The 18,804-nt window shown below is 72.1% G+C and carries 15 protein-coding genes; 6 read left to right on the top strand and 9 right to left on the bottom strand.

The annotated features are described in order from the left end of the window. Positions 1–71: 71 nt before the first annotated feature. Both ACFYW3_RS30030 and ACFYW3_RS30025 read left to right on the top strand, forming a co-directional pair. Positions 72–755, top strand: a complete 684-nt coding sequence (locus ACFYW3_RS30030) for a GDSL-type esterase/lipase family protein (protein ID WP_351750268.1) — start codon at positions 72–74, stop codon at positions 753–755. A gap of 58 nt (positions 756–813) precedes the next feature. Next, positions 814–1,803, top strand: a complete 990-nt coding sequence (locus ACFYW3_RS30025) for an aldo/keto reductase (protein WP_351750269.1) — start codon at positions 814–816, stop codon at positions 1,801–1,803. A 200-nt stretch (positions 1,804–2,003) separates the two neighbouring features. Here the strand turns inward: ACFYW3_RS30025 and thpR are convergent, their stop codons facing one another. The 3 genes from thpR to ACFYW3_RS30010 all read right to left on the bottom strand — a co-directional run bounded on the left by thpR (position 2,004) and on the right by ACFYW3_RS30010 (position 4,452). Beyond that, on the bottom strand, positions 2,004–2,573 hold the full coding sequence (gene thpR / locus ACFYW3_RS30020) for an RNA 2',3'-cyclic phosphodiesterase (RefSeq protein ID WP_389387921.1): 570 nt from the start codon (positions 2,571–2,573) through the stop codon (positions 2,004–2,006). 75 nt (positions 2,574–2,648) lie between these two features. Further along, positions 2,649–3,989, bottom strand: coding sequence for an MFS transporter (locus tag ACFYW3_RS30015; RefSeq protein WP_389387920.1), 1,341 nt, complete (start codon positions 3,987–3,989; stop codon positions 2,649–2,651). Positions 3,990–4,014: 25 nt separating this feature from the next. Beyond that, positions 4,015–4,452, bottom strand: coding sequence for a MarR family winged helix-turn-helix transcriptional regulator (locus ACFYW3_RS30010; RefSeq protein ID WP_266574971.1), 438 nt, complete (start codon positions 4,450–4,452; stop codon positions 4,015–4,017). Positions 4,453–4,606: 154 nt separating this feature from the next. On the opposite strand from ACFYW3_RS30010, the gene ACFYW3_RS30005 reads away from it, so the two are divergent. Continuing rightward, positions 4,607–4,789: a ribbon-helix-helix protein, CopG family gene (locus ACFYW3_RS30005; protein ID WP_078999227.1), complete on the top strand. Its 183-nt coding sequence runs from the start codon at positions 4,607–4,609 to the stop codon at positions 4,787–4,789. Positions 4,790–4,841: 52 nt separating this feature from the next. Here ACFYW3_RS30005 and ACFYW3_RS30000 read toward each other — a convergent pair whose 3' ends face one another. After that, positions 4,842–6,269, bottom strand: coding sequence for an NCS2 family permease (locus ACFYW3_RS30000; RefSeq protein WP_351750272.1), 1,428 nt, complete (start codon positions 6,267–6,269; stop codon positions 4,842–4,844). A 135-nt stretch (positions 6,270–6,404) separates the two neighbouring features. On the opposite strand from ACFYW3_RS30000, the gene ACFYW3_RS29995 reads away from it, so the two are divergent. Both ACFYW3_RS29995 and ACFYW3_RS29990 read left to right on the top strand, forming a co-directional pair. Further along, a complete protein-coding gene (locus tag ACFYW3_RS29995; RefSeq protein WP_053681045.1) occupies positions 6,405–6,695 on the top strand; it encodes a DUF2530 domain-containing protein in 291 nt (96 codons plus the stop codon). A 138-nt stretch (positions 6,696–6,833) separates the two neighbouring features. Continuing rightward, positions 6,834–9,332 carry a cation-translocating P-type ATPase gene (locus ACFYW3_RS29990; protein WP_351750273.1) on the top strand — a complete coding sequence of 833 codons (2,499 nt, stop codon included), beginning with the start codon at positions 6,834–6,836 and terminating at the stop codon, positions 9,330–9,332. Between the two features lie 78 nt (positions 9,333–9,410). On the opposite strand, the gene ACFYW3_RS29985 is transcribed toward ACFYW3_RS29990, so the two are convergent. The 4 genes from ACFYW3_RS29985 to serC all read right to left on the bottom strand — a co-directional run bounded on the left by ACFYW3_RS29985 (position 9,411) and on the right by serC (position 15,607). Next, positions 9,411–12,581: a sacsin N-terminal ATP-binding-like domain-containing protein gene (locus ACFYW3_RS29985; protein ID WP_389387919.1), complete on the bottom strand. Its 3,171-nt coding sequence runs from the start codon at positions 12,579–12,581 to the stop codon at positions 9,411–9,413. A gap of 64 nt (positions 12,582–12,645) precedes the next feature. Beyond that, positions 12,646–13,260, bottom strand: a complete 615-nt coding sequence (locus ACFYW3_RS29980) for a class F sortase (RefSeq protein WP_351750275.1) — start codon at positions 13,258–13,260, stop codon at positions 12,646–12,648. After that, positions 13,253–14,179, bottom strand: coding sequence for a hypothetical protein (locus ACFYW3_RS29975; RefSeq protein WP_389387918.1), 927 nt, complete (start codon positions 14,177–14,179; stop codon positions 13,253–13,255). The genes ACFYW3_RS29980 and ACFYW3_RS29975 overlap by 8 nt, the downstream gene beginning before the upstream one ends. Positions 14,180–14,485: 306 nt before the next feature. Continuing rightward, complete coding sequence (gene serC, locus ACFYW3_RS29970; protein ID WP_351381316.1) at positions 14,486–15,607, bottom strand: phosphoserine transaminase; 1,122 nt, start codon at positions 15,605–15,607, stop codon at positions 14,486–14,488. Between the two features lie 238 nt (positions 15,608–15,845). On the opposite strand from serC, the gene ACFYW3_RS29965 reads away from it, so the two are divergent. Next, positions 15,846–16,805 carry an EamA family transporter gene (locus ACFYW3_RS29965; protein WP_351750277.1) on the top strand — a complete coding sequence of 320 codons (960 nt, stop codon included), beginning with the start codon at positions 15,846–15,848 and terminating at the stop codon, positions 16,803–16,805. A 106-nt stretch (positions 16,806–16,911) separates the two neighbouring features. On the opposite strand, the gene ACFYW3_RS29960 is transcribed toward ACFYW3_RS29965, so the two are convergent. Then, a complete protein-coding gene (locus ACFYW3_RS29960; RefSeq protein WP_351750278.1) occupies positions 16,912–18,534 on the bottom strand; it encodes an alpha/beta fold hydrolase in 1,623 nt (540 codons plus the stop codon). Positions 18,535–18,804 lie beyond the last annotated feature (270 nt).

Here is an 18,804-nt window from a genome sequence, read left to right as displayed (position 1 = left end):
AAGCCTGCCGGCCCGCGCCGCGTGTCCGGCATCACAGGGGTACCTGTCGCATGATCCGCGATGATGACCGGATGCGTTTCATGTTCGTCGGCGACTCCATGACCATCGGACGCGCCGGCGACTACACCTGGCGCTACCGGATGTGGCAGCACCTGAACGCCACCATGGGCGGGCCCTACGCGATCGTCGGCCCGCGCGGCGAGGTGTACGACTCCCTCACCGACGCGCCCACCAGCCACGAGTACGCCGACCCGGGCTTCCCCGCGTCCGCCCGCCGCCACCTGGCCGGTTGGGGCGAGGGGTGGCAGCACATGGCCCCGCTCATCGGACCGGCCGTCCGCGAGGGCCGGGCCGACGTCCTGCTGGTCTCGCTCGGCCTCATCGACCTCGGCTTCTACACGAAGGCCGAGCAGACCGCCGACAACGTCCGCCGATTCGTCGAGCAGGCCCGCGCCGCCCATTCCGGGGTCCGCATGGTCCTGCTGCCCGTCATCCCCAACGTCCGGGCCGAGTCCGACGCCCCGTTCGCCGCCGAGGTCGCCCGCTTCAACGAGCTGCTGGCGAAGGCGGTCGCGGACCTGTCCACCGACGCCTCGCCGATCCTGCTGGCCGCCCGCCCGCAGGCGTACGACATCCACCGCGACACCTACGACGGCACGCACCCCAACGCCTCCGGGGAGCACCGGTTGGCGGGGGAGTTCGCCGCGGCCCTGCACCAGGCGTGGGGCATCGGCGGCCCCTACCAGGGCCTGTGACACGCCCTTCACGAGGGGGCTTGCCTGGAGCGCACTCCAGGCAGTTGGGTGGTGACCCATGAAGTACACACAGCTCGGACGCACCGGCCTCAAGGTCAGCCGACTTGTACTCGGCACCATGAACTTCGGCCCCCAGACGGGGGAGCCCGAAAGCCACGCCATCATGGACGCGGCCCTCGACGCCGGCATCAACTATTTCGACACGGCCAATGTGTACGGCTGGGGCGAGAACAAGGGCAGGACCGAGGAGATCATCGGCACCTGGTTCGCCCAGGGCGGTCGCCGGCGCGAGAAGACGGTCCTCGCCACCAAGGTCTACGGCTCCATGGCCCCGGAGGGCGAGTCGTGGCCCAACTACGACCGGCTCTCGGCGCTGAACATCCGGCGGGCGGTCGACGCCAGTCTCAAGCGCCTGAACACCGACCACATCGACGTCTACCAGTTCCACCACGTGGATCGGCGGACCCCCTTCGAGGAGATCTGGCAGGCCGTCGAGGTCCTGATCCAGCAGGGGAAGATCCTCTACGCGGGTTCCTCGAACTTCCCCGGCTGGAAGATCGCCCAGGCCAACGAGACCGCCGCGCGCGCCGGCCGGCTCGGTCTGGTCAGCGAGCAGTGCCTCTACAACCTGGCCGAGCGGCGCGCCGAGATGGAGGTCATCCCGGCCGCCGAGGCGTACGGGCTCGGCGTCATCCCGTGGTCGCCGCTGCACGGCGGGCTGCTGGGCGGGGCCATCCGCAAGTCCGCGGAGTCGGGTCGTACGGCGTCCGGACGTTCGGCGGACGCGCTGTCCAACAGCTCGGTACGGGCGCAGGTGCAGGCGTACGAGGACCTGCTCGACAAGCACGGTCTGGAGCCCGGCGAGGTCGCGCTGGCCTGGCTGCTGACCCGCCCGGGCGTCACCGGGCCGATCGTCGGCCCGCGGACGCCCGAGCAGCTCGCGTCGGCGCTGCGCGCGGTGGAACTGGAGCTCTCGGAGGAGGTTCTGGCGGGCCTCGACGAGATCTTCCCGGGTCCGGGAGCCTCGCCGGAGGCCTTCGCCTGGTAGCGGAAGGGGCGGGCGGCTACTGGCCGACGGCCGCCGCCACGGCGACGACGACGAACATCAGCACGAGCACACCGGCCATGACACGGTTTCTGGTCTTCGGATCCACCCGTCGAGACTAACGCGGCGGCCCCCGGCCCTCGGGCCGGGGGCCGCGAGACGTGCGTCATGCCGGGCCGGGTCCCGGCCGCCGCGCACCGCGGTCAGCGGGCCGCCGCGGCCAGGGGCCAGGCGCCGACGACCTCGTAGCGGGGTTGTTCACCCGGGATCCCGCTCACGGGCAGGTTGCTGCGCACGAGGCTGAGGGTGTCGACCCGCCAGGGCGTGCCCTCGAAGCCGGCGAGGGACTCCAGCAGGGGGCCGAGGTCCACGCCGCCGCCGGTCCGGCCGCGGGCCAGGGTCAGGTGGGGCGTGTACCGGTGGTGTTGCTCCATCGGCACGCCGGCCCGTCGGGCGGCGGCGTCCGCGCGTTCCGCGAGCATCCGCATCCCGTCGAGCCCGCCGGCGGCCCCGGCCCACAGGGTGTTCGCCCCGAAGTGTCCGGCGCCGTGGATCCGCAGCGAGAACGCCTCGGTGCGGGCGGCGGCGCGGGCCAGGCGGGCGTGCAGGTCGGGGAGCACGGCCTCGCGGACCTCGCCCATGAAGGCGAGGGTGAAGTGCCAGCCGGCCTCCGAGGTCCAGCGCAGACCCGGTTCGTTCGGCAGGGCCCGTACGGCGTCCCGCAGTGCGGCGACGGCGGGCGGGGGCGGCACCACGGCGGCGAACAGCCTCATGCCCCGACGGTAGCGCGGCCGGTCCGGCCGCGGGTGCCTCCGCCGGCCGGATCGGGGCGGCGGAGGCGGTGCGGGTCAGGCCGCGGCGACCAGGTCGCGGGTGCGGTCCGAGGGCACGAACGCCACTCCGCGCCGGCTCACGCGCAGGCGCAGATTGCCGACCCGGGACAGCACCACCGCGATGGCGAGGGCGGCGGCCAGGGAGATCAGACCGCCGACGGCCATGCCGGCGCGCGCCCCGTACGTGTCGGTGATCCAGCCGACCAGCGGTGCCCCCACGGGGGTGCCGCCGGTGAACACCATCATGAACAGGGCCATGACGCGGCCCCGCATCTCGGGGTCGGTGGCCATCTGCACGCTGGAGTTCGCGGTGACGTTGACCGTCAGGCCGAACATTCCGATCGGCACGAGCAGCGCCGCGAACAGCCAGAACCCCGGCGCGAACGCGGTCACGGTGAGCAGCAGCCCGAACAGCACGGCGGCCGCCACGAGGACCCGCAGCCGGGAGTGGCCGCGCCTGGCCGCCAGCAGGGCGCCGGCCAGGGAGCCGGCCGCGATCAGGGTGTTGAACAGCCCGTAGGTGCCGGCGTCGCCGTGGAAGACGTCGCTGACGAAGGCCGACAGCCAGATCGGGAAGTTGAACCCGAAGGTGCCGATGAAGCCGACCAGCACGATGGGCCAGATCAGCTCCGGCCGGCCCGCGACGTAGCGCAGGCCCTTGCGCAGTTGTCCCTTGGCGCGCGGCTGCGGCACCATTGGGTGGAGTTCGCTCGTCCGCATCATCAGCAGGCCGGCGATGGGGGCGGCGAAGGACAGCCCGTTCAGCAGGAAGGCCCAGCCGGAGCCGACGGCGGTGATCAGCACGCCGGCGATGGCCGGACCGACCAGCCGCGCGGACTGGAAGTTGGCGGAGTTCAGGCTGACCGCGTTGGCGACCTGGTCCTTGCCGACCATCTCGGAGACGAACGTCTGGCGCGCCGGGTTGTCCACGACGGTGACGAGGCCGAGCAGGAAGGCGGCGAGGTACACGTGCCAGACCTGGACGTTGCCGGCCAGGGTGAGCGCGGCGAGCGCGACGCCGGTCAGGCCCATGGCGCTCTGGGTGGCCAGCAGCAGCGGCCGCTTGGGCAGCCGGTCGGCGAGTACGCCTCCGTAGAGGCCGAACATCAGCATCGGCAGGAACTGCAGGGCGATGGTGATGCCGACGGCCGAGGCGGAGCCGGTCAGGGAGAGGACGAGCCAGTCCTGGGCGATGCGCTGCATCCAGGTGCCGGTGTTCGAGACGACCTGTCCCGTGGCGAAGAGCCGGTAGTTGCGGATCTTCAGCGAGCTGAACATGGACTGCTTGTGCCCAGTCGCGTCGTCGGTGGTGGATATGTGGCCGGGTGCGGAGTTTGCTCCGGTTCCCGTACTCAAAAGTGTCGCCTCCTGGCGTGTGCGGTTACAGGTGCGCGAGCTTCTCCAGGACGGGCGCGGCCTCGCGGAGCTTGGCCCATTCGTCCTCGGTCAGCTCGGCCGCGAGCCCGGCCAGGAAGGCGTTGCGCTTGCGACGGCTCTCTTCGAGCATCGCTTCGGCCTCCTCGGTCTGGCTGACCACCTTCTGGCGGCGGTCGTCGGGGTGCGGCTCCAGCCTGACCAGTCCCTTGGCTTCCAGCAACGCGACGATGCGGGTCATCGACGGCGGCTGCACGTGCTCGCGCCGGGCCAGCTCACCGGGGGTGGCCTGGCCGCAGCGGGCGAGTGTGCCGAGCACCGACATCTCGGTCGGACTCAGTGACTCGTCGACCCGCTGGTGCTTGAGTCGGCGGCCCAGCCGCATGACGGCGGAGCGGAGATCGTTCACGGCGGCGGCGTCGTCACCATGGGAAAGGTCGTGCATGTTCCTTAGAATAACTCATTACTCTTCCTAAGGAACACCCGGTTTCAGGCGTCACACCTCACACCATGCGCGGGTTGCGGCGGTGTCACTCGTAAGGGTGAGTTGGTTCCGAAAAGCGACCCGCGTCCACGGCCCCTGCCCCGACTCTTTCGGCATGGGGACACATGTGCTGAGCATGCGCATAGACGGGGAGCTGCTCGAACGCCTCCGGACTCATGCGGCCAAACGCGGAATGAGCGTCCAGGACTATGTGGTCCGGACGCTCATTCGCGATGATTTCGACGAGCGGTTCAAGACGGCCGTCGACGAGACGGAGAAGTTCTACGGGCTCACCTGAGGGTGCCCCCGTGAGCTCCGTGAGGATGTCAGGACCGGTTGGTCCGTTCGGGCTACGTCAGGCCGAGCGCGGGCATCGCGTAGTAGAAGACGAACACCGCCGCGACGACGTACATGGCGGGCGGGACCTCGCGGCCCCGGCCGGTCGTCAGGCGCAGGACGCAGAAGCTGATGAAGCCGATGCCGATGCCGTTGGTGATCGAGTAGGTGAAGGGCATCATCACCATGGCCAGGAAGGCCGGGACGGCGATGGTGAAGTCGTTCCAGTCGATGTCCCTGATCGATCCTGCCAGGATCAGGAAGCCCACCGCGATCAGCGCGGGGGTCGCCGCCTGGGACGGGACCATGGTCGCCAGCGGCGTGAGGAACAGCGACACGGCGAAGAGGCCGCCCGTCACGACGTTCGCCAGGCCCGTGCGGGCGCCCTCGCCGACACCGGCCGTGGACTCCACGAAGCAGGTGGTGGCGGAGGAGGAGGTCGCGCCGCCCGAGGCGACGGCCAGCCCGTCGATCAGCAGCACCCGGTTGATGCCGGGGAAGGTGCCGTCCGGCCTCGTCAGCTTGGCCTCGTCGCCGACGCCCAGGATGGTGCCCATGGCGTCGAAGAAGCAGGACAGCAGCACGGTGAAGACGAACAGGACGCCGGTGAGCATCCCGACCTTCTCGAAGCCGCCGAAGAGGCTGACCTGACCCACGAGCCCGAAGTCGGGTGCGGCCACCGGATTGCCCGGCCACTCCGGCACGGTCAGCCCCCAGGCGAGGCCCGGCAGGTCGGCGACCAACTGCACGACGACCGCGATCACGGTCATGACGACGATGGAGATCAGGATCGCGCCGGGGGTCTTGCGGATCAGCAGGGTGAGCGTGAGCAGCACGCCGAGCACGAAGATCAGTACGGGCCAGCCGTCCAGGTGGCCGTTGCCGCCGAGCTGGAGCGGGACCGTGGTGTGCGCGGCGTCCGGGATGCGGGTGACGAAGCCCGAGTCCACCAGGCCGATCAGCATGATGAACAGGCCGATGCCGATCGCGATGCCCTTGCGCAGGCCCAGCGGGACGGCGTTCATGACCCGCTCGCGCAGGCCGGTGGCGACCAGCAGCATCACGACGAAGCCGGCGAGCACCACCATGCCCATGGCGTCGGGCCAGCTCATCCGGGGGGCGAGCTGGAGGGCCACGACGGTGTTGACGCCGAGGCCGGCCGCGAGCGCGATGGGGACGTTGCCGATGACCCCCATGAGCAGGGTGGAGAACGCGGCCGTCAGGACCGTGGCGGTGACGAGCTGGCCGCCGTCGAGCTGGTGGCCGTACATGTCCTTCGCGCTGCCCAGGATGATCGGGTTGAGCACGATGATGTAGGCCATCGCGAAGAAGGTCGCCAGGCCGCCCCGGACCTCGCGGGCGACGGTCGAACCACGCTCCGAGATCTTGAAGTGGCGATCCAGGGCGTTGGTGGGGGCCGCGGCGGGTGCCGAGGTGCTCATGCGGTCCTCAAGGGGATTTGGTGGTTCGTACGAGTAAATCCGGTCGCAGGCAAACCGTTTCAGTATGAACACATGAGCGACGGAGCGTCCATCTCCGCGCGTAGACCGCGATTCGCGGCACCTAGACTTGGACACATGGCGAAATGGACCGCACAGCACGAGGCCCCCGAGCCCCTGGAGGGCCCCGTCGTCGCGACCGTCGTCGGCGGCACGATCATCTGGTTCGTCCTCTTCCTCGTTCAGCTCCCCTTCTACGGGTGGTTCGCCGACCGGGGCATGTTGTGGTGGGTCTGGACCCCGCTCGCCGGCGCGGCCCTCGGCCTGTTCGGCATCTGGTACGCCCGAGGTCGCGAGGCGGCGATCAAGCGCCACAAGGAACAGCAGGCCGCCGAAGCCGGCGGGACGGGCGCGGCCGGAGCACGGTAGGACCCCGGGGTCCAGTCCCCCTTCGGCTCCCTCGCCGAGGGTGAGGGGAGTCCCGAGGGAGGATTCGGGTCATCCCGAAGTCGGATCTTCGTCCTGCTCGGCGGGTGAAGCGTTCGAAGGCCCTTTACCGTCGAAAGCATGACGCAGCGGGCAGAGACCGAATCCGAGGGACCGCGGCCGACCGGCAGGGGCGGCGCGGGTGCCGGCGCCGCCGGCCGCGCCCCGGTCGGAACGGCCATCGACGCGGGGTCCGAACTGGACCCGGTCCACCCGATCAAGCCGCCCGCTCCCCGCTTCAAGCCGGGCGGACTGAGCACCGCCGAGGTCGCCGAACGCGTCGCGCGCGGAGACGTCAACGACGTCCCCGTCCGCTCCTCGCGCTCCACCTCCGAGATCGTCCGCGCGAACGTCTTCACCCGCTTCAACGCCATCATCGGCGTGCTCTGGGTGATCATGCTCGTCGTCGCCCCGATCCAGGACAGCCTGTTCGGCTTCGTGATCATCGCGAACACCGGCATCGGCATCATCCAGGAACTGCGCGCCAAGAAGACCCTCGACGGACTCGCCGTCATCGGCGAGGCCAAACCGAGCGTCCGCCGCGACGGCGCCACCGGCGAGATCTCCACCTCCGAGATCGTCCTCGACGACGTCATCGAGCTCGGCCCCGGCGACAAGGTCGTCGTGGACGGGATCGTCGGCGAGGCCGACGGACTGGAGATCGACGAATCCCTCCTCACCGGCGAGGCCGACCCGGTGCTGAAGAAGCCCGGCGACCCCGTCATGTCCGGCTCCTTCGTGGTCGCCGGCGGCGGCGCCTTCACCGCCACCAAGGTCGGCCGCGAGGCCTACGCCGCCCAGTTGGCCGAAGAGGCCTCCCGCTTCACGCTCGTCCACTCCGAGCTGCGCTCCGGCATCTCCACCATCCTCAAGTACGTCACCTGGATGATGATCCCGACCTCCATCGGCCTGATCATCAGCCAGCTCGTCGTCAAGGACAACAACCTCAAGGACGCCATCGCCCGCACCGTCGGCGGCATCGTCCCGATGATCCCCGAGGGCCTCGTCCTACTCACCTCCGTCGCCTTCGCCATCGGCGTCATCCGGCTCGGCCGCAAGCAGTGCCTCGTCCAGGAACTCCCCGCCATCGAGGGCCTCGCCCGCGTCGACGTGGTCTGCCTCGACAAGACCGGCACCCTCACCGAGGGCGGCATGGACGTCACCGAGTTGCGCCCCCTCGGCGGCGCGGATCCGGCCTACGTACAGAAGGTCCTGGGCGCGCTCGGCGAGTCCGACCCCCGCCCCAACGCCAGCCTCCAGGCCATCATCGACGCCTACCCCGACAGCGCCGACTGGCGGTGCACCGAGTCGCTGCCCTTCTCCTCCGCCCGCAAGTACAGCGGCGCCGGCTTCAGCGAGGGCGACGGCGAGAACAACACCTGGCTGCTCGGCGCCCCCGACGTCCTCCTCCCGGCCGGGGACCCGGCCCTCGACGAGATCAACGCCCTCAACGAGGAGGGGCTGCGCGTCCTCCTGCTGGCCCGCTCCGGACGCGAACTCGACGACCCGGCCGTGGCCACCGGGGCCAAGCCCACCGCCCTGGTCGTCCTGGAACAGCGGCTGCGCCCCGACGCCGCCGACACCCTGCGCTACTTCGAGGACCAGGACGTCAAGACCAAGGTCATCTCCGGTGACAACGCGGTCTCCGTCGGCGCGGTCGCCGGCAAGCTCGGCCTGCCGGGCGCGCAGAACACGGTCGACGCCCGCAAGCTGCCGACCGACCAGGCGGAGATGGCCCGGGCCCTCGACGAGAACGCCGTGTTCGGCCGGGTCACCCCGCAGCAGAAGCGGGACATGGTCGCCGCCCTCCAGTCCAAGGGCCACACGGTCGCGATGACCGGCGACGGCGTCAACGACGTGCTCGCCCTCAAGGACGCCGACATCGGCGTGAGCATGGGATCCGGCTCCGAGGCGACCCGGGCCGTGGCCCAGATCGTGCTCCTCAACAACAGCTTCTCCACCCTGCCCTCGGTGGTCGCGGAGGGCCGCCGGGTCATCGGCAACATCACCCGCGTCGCGACGCTCTTCCTCACGAAGACGGTCTACTCGGTGCTGTTGGCCGTCCTCGTGGTCTGCTCCCAGGTCGAGTACCCGTTCCTGCCGCGCCACCTGACGCTGCTCTCCACCCTCACCATCGGCATCCCTGCCTTCTTCCTGGCCCTGGCACCGAACAAGGAACGCGCGAAGCCGCACTTCGTGAAACGGGTGATGCGCTACGCGATCCCCGGCGGCGTGATCGCCGCCGTCGCCACCTTCGTGACGTACCTGATCGCCCGCCACCACTACAGCGGCCCGAACGCCCTGGAGGCCGAGACCAGCGCGGCGACGCTGGCGCTGTTCCTGACCTCCATGTGGGTCCTGGCGATCATCGCCCGCCCCTACACCTGGTGGCGGGTCGCCCTGGTCGGCGCGATGGGCGCGGCCTTCCTGGTCGTCCTCGTCGTTCCCTGGCTCCAGGAGTTCTTCGAGCTGAAGCTGGTCGGCGCCGTGATGCCGTGGACGGCCGTCGGCATCGCCGTGATCGCGGCGGCCCTGATCGAGTTCACCTTCAGGTGGGTCGACCGGAAGTTCCCGGCCTGACCCACCCGAAGGGCCTGCCATCCGAAGGGCCTGCCACCCGAAGGGGGCGGGCGGAGTCCGTCGAGGCGGACCCGCCCGTCAGTCGAACCAGCGGTCGCGGGCCAGTTCCGCCGTGCGCGAGGGGTCCTCCAGCAGGGCCGCGACCTCGAAACGGCGCGGCCACTGGCCCGCCGCCCAGGCCAGGCCCGCCGCCACGCCCTCCAGGGTCGAGGCGTGCAGGGTGCCGTCCGGGGTGCGGCGCCAGTCGAGTTCGGTGCCGCCCGCCACGAGCTCCTCGTGCTCGAGGTAGCGGAGCGGGGTGGCCGGACCCAGTAGCCGCAGCACCGAATCCGGGACCTCGTGCTCCTCGCCCGGCGTGCTGACCTCGGCCGGCACGGTGTCCGACAGACGGCGTACCTGGAGCAGTTCCGCCAGGTCGGCGGCGCGCGCCGGGGCGACCGGCAGCAGCGGCAGCCCGGCCGTCAACGGCAGCAGGTCGGGGGCGTCCGCGATCACCGCGTCGGCCGCGTCCACCACGCGGATCTCGCCGTCCACCACCACCCGCAGGTCGTCGGGGAGGGTGACCTGCTCCGGGTCCAGGTCGGCCAGCGCCCCGTACAGGGCGTGCAGTTGCCGGTCGGAGACCTCGCGGTCCGGGTCGGCGAGCCGGCCCAGGAGTTCGGCCGCGCCGCCGGGCTCCTCCAGCAGGGCCGCCACGGTGGTCCGTACGCCGAGAGCGCGCAGCACCTGCTCGTCCTCGAACCCGGTCGCGTCCGCCGAGGTGTACAGGCCCGCGAGCAGGGGGTCGCCGCCGGCCGCGCGCAGTCCGGCCGGGCGGCGGCCGTCGAGCACCGGGTGGTCGCGCAGCCACCAGGCGGTGTACGAGCGCACGGAGCGGGTGGTGCCGTCCGGGAGCAGCACCCGCACGGGCTGCGTGAGGGCGTCGCGCAGCGGCGGCTGCGCGAGCATGGCCAGCGCCTGCGGCCAGCAGTCGTCGTCGACCAGGTCGAGGTCCCGTACGGCGATCAGCTCGGTGGCGACCGGCGGCAGCGGGGTGTCCGGCAGTTGGTCCAGCAGGTCCTCGCACCACACGTCCACCGCGTCGAGCAGGCCCGCGTCGTCCGGTTCGGCGAAGTCCCCGTCGCGGGGCTCCAGTTCATCGGGGTCCAGGACCACGTCGGTGGCGCGCACCAGTTGGAACGTGGCCAGCACCCCGACGGCGGTCAGCGTGTCGGCGTCCCAGCGTTCGGTCAGCTCGGCGTCCAGGCAGGGCACCTCGTCCTCGCGGATGACCGAGGCCAACGGCGAGCCGGGAAGCAGGAGTTCGCCCGCCGGGGTGAGTTCCCCGTCCTCGTCGGGGAGTGCCAGCGCGCCCAGCCAGGGTTCGTCGCCGGGTGCCAGGTCGGCGTCGCGGACCAGGGTCAGGACGATCTCGACGAGTTCGTCGGAGTCGACGCCGTCCTCGTCCCAGATCTCGCCCGCGTCCATGGAGGCGGCCACGGCCGCCCGGACCTGCGGGGTGGTCAGCACGGAGCGCGGGGTCGCCGGGAGCGCGCCCAGCTTCTCCAGCAGCGGGTGCGCCGCGTCCGGGTGGGCCACCTTCAGGCCGAGCCGGGCCAGGCTCGGCGGGGTGTCGGCGCCGGGCAGCAGGATGTGCCGGGGGCCGATCGCGGTGCGTCCGTCGGCCAGCGGCACGGGCAGCCCCGACAGCCGGTCGGGATCCACGCCGGCGAGGCTGTCGTACAGCCGGTACCACCACTCGGGGGTCCGCTCGATGCCCGCGATCCGCTCGATGGCGTCGCCCAGCGGAAGCCGGCCGACACCCAGGGTGCGCAGTTCGGCGCGGCGTTCCAGCCCGGCGGGCAGCAGGGTCGGCAGCACCTCGGCGAGGACGTTCACGGTGTCGGAGCCGGCGCCCTCCACCACCTCGGCCTCGAAGGGCCGCAGGGCGGAGCGTTCCTCGGGCGTCTCGGGGGTGGGGGTCTCGGCGGGGGCGGCCGGCGCGAGGAACGCCGTGCGGGGCAGCCGCTCGATCACGGCGGCGCGCAGGTCCCCGTCCAGCGGGCCCTTGCCGAGCGGGCCGGGCACCAGGTCCACGAGGCCGATGCTCACCGGGTCCCAGGAGCCGAGGAGTTCGGCGTACGCGTCGGCGGCCCGCTGCACCAGGAAGTCGGTCAGCGGCCCCGGCGCGGGGTGCCGGCGGCTGGTGTCCAACGGCAGCGAGGCGATCAGCAGGGCGGGGATGCCCAGCGGCTCGTCGGTCGGCGTCGGCGCGTGCACCACCGGCGCGGTGAGCGGGTGCACGGGCGCCCCGTCGGCGTCCACGGGCGCCGCCCAGGTGATCGTCCAGGTGGGCCGCAGCCGTTCCTCGACGGGCCGGTCGGCGAGCAACTCCTTGGCGATGGGGCCGTGGTGGCGCACGGTGCGCCAGCGGTGGGTGCCGGAGGCGGAGTCCTCGATGACGGTGTACGGGCCCTCGGCGCGCCGGTACAGCACTCGGTGTCCGCCGGCGGGGGTCTCCACGACGACCTCGCGCAGCCCGGGGAGGGTCAGCAGCAGGGCGTCGTCGATGCCCGCCAGCAGCCGCTCCACCAGCTCCTCGGCGGCGCCGTCGCGCAGCGGCAGCACCACGACGGTGTCGTACCCCTCGGGGGCGGTGCCCTCGGCGGGCAACGGCAGGCGCAGCAGCGGTACATGGCCGTCGCGGCGGCGCAGCTCGTCACCGAGTCCGGGGCTGCCGTTGGCGGCGTCCCGGGCCAGTTCGCGGGCCTCGGCCAGGGACCAGCGGACACCGCCGTGCCGGCCGAGCACCGCCGGTTCGTCGGAGACCGCCAGGACGGCGGCGAAGCCGACGCCGAAGCGCCCCACGGTCTCCGCCGAGCCGGCCGCACCGCTCGCCGCGTCCGCGCCGGCGCCGGCGGGCTCCCGCTTCGCGGAGGCGCGCAGCGTGCTCAGCGACTCCACGCCCGTGGCGTCCAGCGGGGCACCGGTGTTGGCGACGGCGAGCACCGCGGGCTCGCCCTCGCCCGGGTGCAGGGTGAGCCGCAGCCGGCCCGGGACCCGGGCGCGGGCCGCCGCGTCGGCGGCGTTCTGGGCCAGTTCCACGACGAGCCGGTCCCGGTAGCCGCCGAGCGCCAGGTCCTCCTCGGCGTTGGCGTCCTCGCGGAACCGGGAGGGGCCCGCGCCCCAGGCGTCGAGCACCCCGCGCCGCAGCCGGGCCGTGCCGAAGGGGTCCACGCCACCCTGGGCCGCCGTTACTCGCACGCTCACGCCGCTGCCTCCAAGAATTGCCGAGCCGAACCGGGCCGAACTCCTGAAGGTATCGCGTGCCGGGCTACTCCCGGCCGGTGAGGTGCGCGTACACGACCACGTTGGAGTCCCAGTGACGGTCCGCGGTGAGGGCTCCGCCGCAGGTGATCAGGCGCAGTTCGGCCTTGCCGCGGGTGTCCCCGTAGACCTTGTCGGTGGGGAACGCGTCCTTCTTGTAGGTGTCCACCGCGTCGACGGCGAAGACGGCGGTGCTGCCGTCGGTGCGGTGGACCCGGATCGGCTCGTCCTTCTTCAGCTTCCCGAGGTTGAAGAAGACGGCCTCGGGCGCCTGCGGGGTGTCCAGGTGGCCGACGATGGCGGCGGCTCCGGCCTCGCCCGGGGTCGGACCGTCCTTGTACCAGGCCGCGTCCTTCGGCTTCGCGAAGTCCGGTTCCCGCATCACCCCTTCGGCGTCGAGTCCGACGGTGTCGAGCGGGGCGTCGACCTTGATGTCGGGGATCGCGACGCGGTCCGGGACGGAGGGCGCCAGTACGTCGGCCCGGTGGGCCGCCGGGGCGGACGCGGTGTCGGCGGCGGAGGAGCAGCCGGAGGCGAGGACGAGGGCGAGGCCGGCGGTGCCCGCCAGGGCGGCCGCGCGGCGTGCGCGGCCGCCCCGGCGGAGGGTGGGCAGGTCAGGCATTGCGGGTCGTGTCCTGAGCGGCCCCGGCGTCGGTCCCGGTGCTCCCGGTGGCCGTCCCGGTGGCGGCGAGGGGGGCCTGGCCGGTGTTCACGGAGCCCTTGGGCTTCTTGTGCTCGCTCGGCTTCAGCGGGGTCACCGGCTGCGCGGGGGTCACCGGCTTCACGTCGGGCTTCTTGTCGTGGCCGGAGGCCTCGGTGGAGAACTTCACGGTGTCGAACTTCTTGCCTCCGGCGAAGGCGTCCACGCCGTAGTAGCCGGTCTTGACGTCGTTCGCGACGACGGCGGTGCCGGTCCAGGTGCCCTTGCCGTCGCTCGTGAGGTTGACCTGGCCGCCGGCGAAGGCGCCGGACTTCACCTGGGCGCTCTTGTCGCCGGCGCCCGCGGTGACGGTGACGGCCACCTTGTCGCCGGGGCGGCCGAAGTCCTTGGACAGGCGCAGGGTGGGGGACTGCGGCTTCGGGTCCGGCGCGCCGGCCTTGACCGTCAGGTGCGCGGTGGCCCGCACCTTGCCGCCCGGGGCCGAACCGGTGAGGGCGACGCCGTAGTCCCCGTCCTTGACGTCGGCGACCTTGGCGGTGCCCGTCCAGGTGGTGCCGCTCTTGCCCTCGGTCAGTTTGACGTCGCCCAGCGCGGCGGAGGAGACGGCCAGGGAGGTGGAGCCCTCGGGGGCGGTGACGCTGATCTCCACGCTCGCGCCCGGCTTGGCGGTGGAGGCGGAGAGCTTCAGGCTCGCGTCGGTGGTGCCGGCCTTCGCCCCGCTGTCGCTGCCGCTGCCGCTGTCGGTTCCGGTGCCGGTTCCGGTGCTCGCGCTGCTCGTGGGGGTCGGGTGGGGAGTGTCGGCGGCGAACGCGGTGCCGGTGACGCCGAGGGCCATCGACGAGGCGAGGACGATGCCCGAGATGGTGAATGCCTTGCGCATGGAGTTCCTCCTGAACGGGCCGGGGTTCGTTCCCGGCGCATCAGACATGAGGGACATCCAGGGCGCTTTGGTTGCAGGGGTGGCGCGGGCCCCGAGAGGGCCCGGCCGAAGGTCCCCCGGTGGGAAACCGCAGGCCGCAGCAGCCTGCGGGATGCTCCGTTTGCGGGCTCTTTGCCCCGATTTTTGGGACCAAGGTCCCGGCGCGGAAGCCACCCCCGGGACCCGCGAACGCCGAGGCCCCCGGCGACGCGAACGTCATCGGGGGCCTCGGGAAGAACGGGAGGAGCGAGGAGCGGGAGGAACGGATCAGAGCTTCTCGATCACGTGGTCGATGCACGCGGTCAGCGCCTGCACGTCCGCCGGGTCGATCGCGGGGAACATCGCGACGCGCAGTTGGTTGCGACCGAGCTTGCGGTACGGCTCGGTGTCCACGATGCCGTTGGCGCGCAGCACCTTGGCGACCGCCGCCGCGTCGATGTCGTCGGAGAAGTCGATCGTGCCGATGACGGCGGACCGCTTGTCGGCGTCCGTGACGAACGGGTTCGCGTACTTCGACGCCTCGGCCCAGCCGTAGAGGTTGCGCGCGCTGGCCGCCGTGCGACCGGTCGTGAACTCCAGGCCGCCCTGGCTGTTCATCCACTCCAGTTGCCGGTCCAGCAGGAAGAGGGTGGACAGCGCCGGGGTGTTGTACGTCTGGTTCTTCAGCGAGTTGTCGATCGCCGTCGGCAGGGAGAAGAACTCCGGGATGTGCCGGCTGCCGGACGCGTGCACGCGCGCCGCGCGCTCCAGCGCCGCCGGGGAGAACGCCGCCAGCCACAGGCCGCCGTCCGAGGCGAAGGACTTCTGCGGGGCGAAGTAGTAGACGTCGGTCTCGGTGATGTCCACCGGCAGACCGCCGGCGCCCGAGGTCGCGTCCACCAGGACGAGCGAACCGGCATCGGCGCCCGCGACCCGCTTGATCGGCGCCGCGACACCCGTCGAGGTCTCGTTGTGGGTGTACGCGTACACGTCCACGCCGGCCTCGGCGACCGGCTCGGGGTGCGTGCCCGGCTCCGAGGAGATCACGGACGGCGCGTCCAGCCACGGCGCGAGCTTCGCGGCGGTGGCGAACTTGGAGGAGAACTCACCGAAGGTGAGGTGCTGGGACTTCTTCTCGATGAGCCCGGCGGTCGCGATGTCCCAGAAGGCGGTGGAGCCGCCGTTGCCCAGGATCACCTCGTAGCCCTCGGGGAGGGAGAAGAGGTCCCGGAGTCCCTGCCGCACCGAGCCGACCAGGTTCTTGACCGGGGCCTGGCGGTGGGAGGTTCCGAGCAGGGAGGTACCGGTGGCGGCCAGGGCGTCGAGCGCCTCGGTCCGCACCTTGGAGGGGCCCGCGCCGAAGCGTCCGTCGGCGGGCTTGATGTCAGCGGGAATCTGGATCTCAGCCACGAGCGGAGCGTATCGGGTCCCGGACGCGGTCTCGGAGCCACGTCCATTCGGTGAGACGCGGTGTCCCGGAGGGCGGGTGCTCGGCCGAGCGTCCGGTGCGGAGGGCGTCCGGAGGGGCTGCCGGGCCCGTCACCTCGCGCAACGCACGGCCGCCGGCTTCGGCCGGGGGTGCGGTGGAGTGACCGATGTAAGGCAAGAATCGGCTTGCCACCCGTTACAGACGGCTTAGCCTGGGGAGATGACCGCGTCCACTCCTCCCGTGTCCCCACGCGCCTCCCGGCCCGCGACCGCGCCCGCCCCGACCCCCGCCGAGGCGGCCGCGTCCGGTGGTGTCCGCGCCCGTCTCGGGCCGGTCGCGCTGGTGGTCTCGGCCGGGGTCTCCGTCCAGTTCGGCGCGGCCCTGGCGGTCATGATCATGCCGAGGGCCGGGGCGGCGGGCGTGGTCACGCTCCGGTTGGCGGCCGCGGCGCTGGTCCTGCTGGTCCTGTGCCGCCCCAAGGTGCGCGGGTACAAACGCGCCGACTGGACCACCGTCCTGTGGTTCGGCGTGACCATGGCCGGCATGAACGGCCTCTTCTACCAGGCCATCGACCGCATCCCGCTCGGCCCGGCCGTGACCCTGGAGGTCCTCGGCCCGCTCGCCCTCTCGGTGGTCGTCTCCCGCCGCCTGGTCAACGTCCTGTGGGCCGGCCTGGCCCTGGCGGGGGTCGTGCTCCTCGCCGGCCACGGGGGCGGCGGCTTCGGCGGGCTCGATCCGCTGGGCGCCGCGTTCGCGCTCGGAGCCGGCGCGATGTGGGCGGCGTACATCGTGTTCAGCGCGCGTACGGGGCGTCGGTTCCCGCAGGCGGACGGCCTGGCCCTGGCCATGGCGGTCGCCGCGGTCCTCTGCCTGCCCCTGGGCATCGTCGAGGCGGGCTCCGACCTCCTGGTCCCGAGCACCCTGGCGCTCGGTCTGGGCGTCGCCGTGATGTCCTCGGTGCTGCCCTACACCCTGGAACTGCTGGCCCTGCGCAAGCTGCCCGCCCCCACCTTCGCGATCCTGATGAGTCTGGAACCGGCCATCGCCGCGACCGCCGGTTTCCTGGTCCTGCACCAGGCGCTGTCCGCCCTGGACGCCCTCGCCATCGTCCTGGTGATCGCGGCGAGCATGGGCGCGGTCCGCTCCCAGATCGGCAAGCGGGCCCTGACGACCCCCTGAGTCGTCTCCTCTTTCCCCGGGACGCCTCCCGCCCCGCCGCCCACGAGAGGGCGGCGGGGCGGTTCCGTACCCGCGGGGAGGCGGTCGGGTCTCGCGCCGCGTCGGCTCAGCCGAGCGGCAGGTCCAGGAAGGACGGCGTGGCCTCCGGGGAGGTGAAGGCCAGCGTGGCGCGCGGCAGGTTGGCGTCGCCGTAGAAGGGGTCGCGGCCGTCGATCACCAGCAGCAGCCGGTGCCCGCGCGGGACGTCGTACGCCGTCGCCTGGAGTTCGATGTCCGCGCCGATCAGGCTGTCCGGGGGCGAGTCGAGGTCGCTGAACGGCGCGTGGGTGACGAGGTGGGCGCTCCCGTCCGGTGCCGTGTCGAACAGGTACGCCACGAAGGTGGATCCGGGGTTCGCCGCCCGGTACGTCACCCGCAGGCGGGGCGTGCCCCGCAGTCGGGCGATCTCCTCCTCGGGCGGCGCCGCCCAGACGGCCGCCACGCCGCGGTCGATGGCACCGGTCGGGTAGACCTTCGGCCGCCCGGCCATCTCCGCGTAACCGGACGTCACGATCGCGTCGGCGACGGTCGCCGGGGTGTCCACCCCGCACACCACGGCCGCCGTCCAGCCGGCCTCGGGCTTGTGCGCCAGTTCGCCACCGCCCGTCAGGTGGACGCGCCGGGTCCGCTCGGTGACGGCGGACCAGCCGGCGCGCGCCTCCAGGCCCTTGCCCCACATCACCTCGCTGACCACCCGGGCCTGGTCGGCGACGCCGTTGTCGATGCCCCTCAGGTGGTGGTCGAACCAGCGGTGGGCGTCCGTCCAGATCCGGTTCGGCAGGCCGAGCATGCCGGACATCTCGGGCCCGGAGTGGTCCCCGATGGAGAGGTCGAGGCGTTTGGGGCCGGTCAGTTCGTTGAACATCCGCACGGTCTGGTTGCCGGGGAAGAGCGTCTCGTGCCAGGCCTGCGCGAAGAGGATCGGGACCTGGCGCCGGTTGAGCTCCTTGACGTGGGTGAGGGGCGAGCGCTGCTCCGCCCACCGCAGGGTCCCCTCGATGTCACGGTTGGCCAGCACGTTCTCGAAGACGCTCCGCGTCCGCGGGCTCAGTCGGGCCTTCGCGGCGGCGCCCAGCAGGGCCTCCACGGCTGCGACATGGCGGGTCGAGTTCTCGAAGAAGGCCTCCCCGAGGTCGCCCCAGGTGCTGAGCGCGACGACGGCGTCCACGCGGGTGTCGTGCGCGGCGACGAGCTGGCTGATGCCGGAGCCGTAGGAGTCCCCGAGGAACCCGATTCTGGTGATCGGCCCGGCGGTCCGCTCGACGATGTGGTCCAGGGCGCGACTGCCGTCCGCGACGTCGAGCGGGCCCGCCACGTCGACCTGGCCCTCGGAGCCGGCGAAACCGCGGGCGGTGTAGGCGAGGACGTTGTAGCCGCGCGCCGCGAAGAGCGCGCCCTGGACGGCGTACGTGAGCCAGCCCAGGTTCGTCCACGGCGAGGGCATCACGATCACCGGCCGGGGGTCCGACCCGGTGTGCCGCCAGAGCGCGGCGTCGAGCAGGTCCCCGTCGGCGCCGGTCACCTTGCCGCGGCTGAACACGGCGACGGACCGGACCTCCTCGACGTCGGCGGCGCGGGAGGGGGACAGGCCGGTGAGGTCACCGGTTTCGAGGGCGGTGACGAAGGCGTGCAGGGCGTTCGCGTCGAGTTCGGGGTAGAGGGAGAAGTCGGCTGAGTTCACGTACGTCACGTCGGTTCATCCTCTTCGTCGAGTGCGATGACATGAACGGATGCGCGCTCTGGGCCCGGAGCGAAGCACTCAGTATCGGTGCGGCGACGGAGAGTTGCGTCGCGTTCCCGGCGTACGGCCGAATTCGCCCCCGAGGGCGGCGCCGCACCCGCCCGCCGCGCCCCTCGCCGGACGGGTCGGGGGGCAAATCCATTGCCGTTCGGGCGAGTTGGACGGGCCGGCGGGAACGTGACAGTCCCCGAAGAAATCATGCAAGCGTGCTTGATTGTT

It is taken from the genome of Streptomyces sp. NPDC002602 (genome assembly GCF_042889445.1).
Taxonomy (GTDB): Bacteria; Actinomycetota; Actinomycetes; order Streptomycetales; family Streptomycetaceae; genus Streptomyces.
Note: the sequence above shows the minus strand (reverse complement) of the source record. Positions and strands in the feature narration are given on the sequence as shown.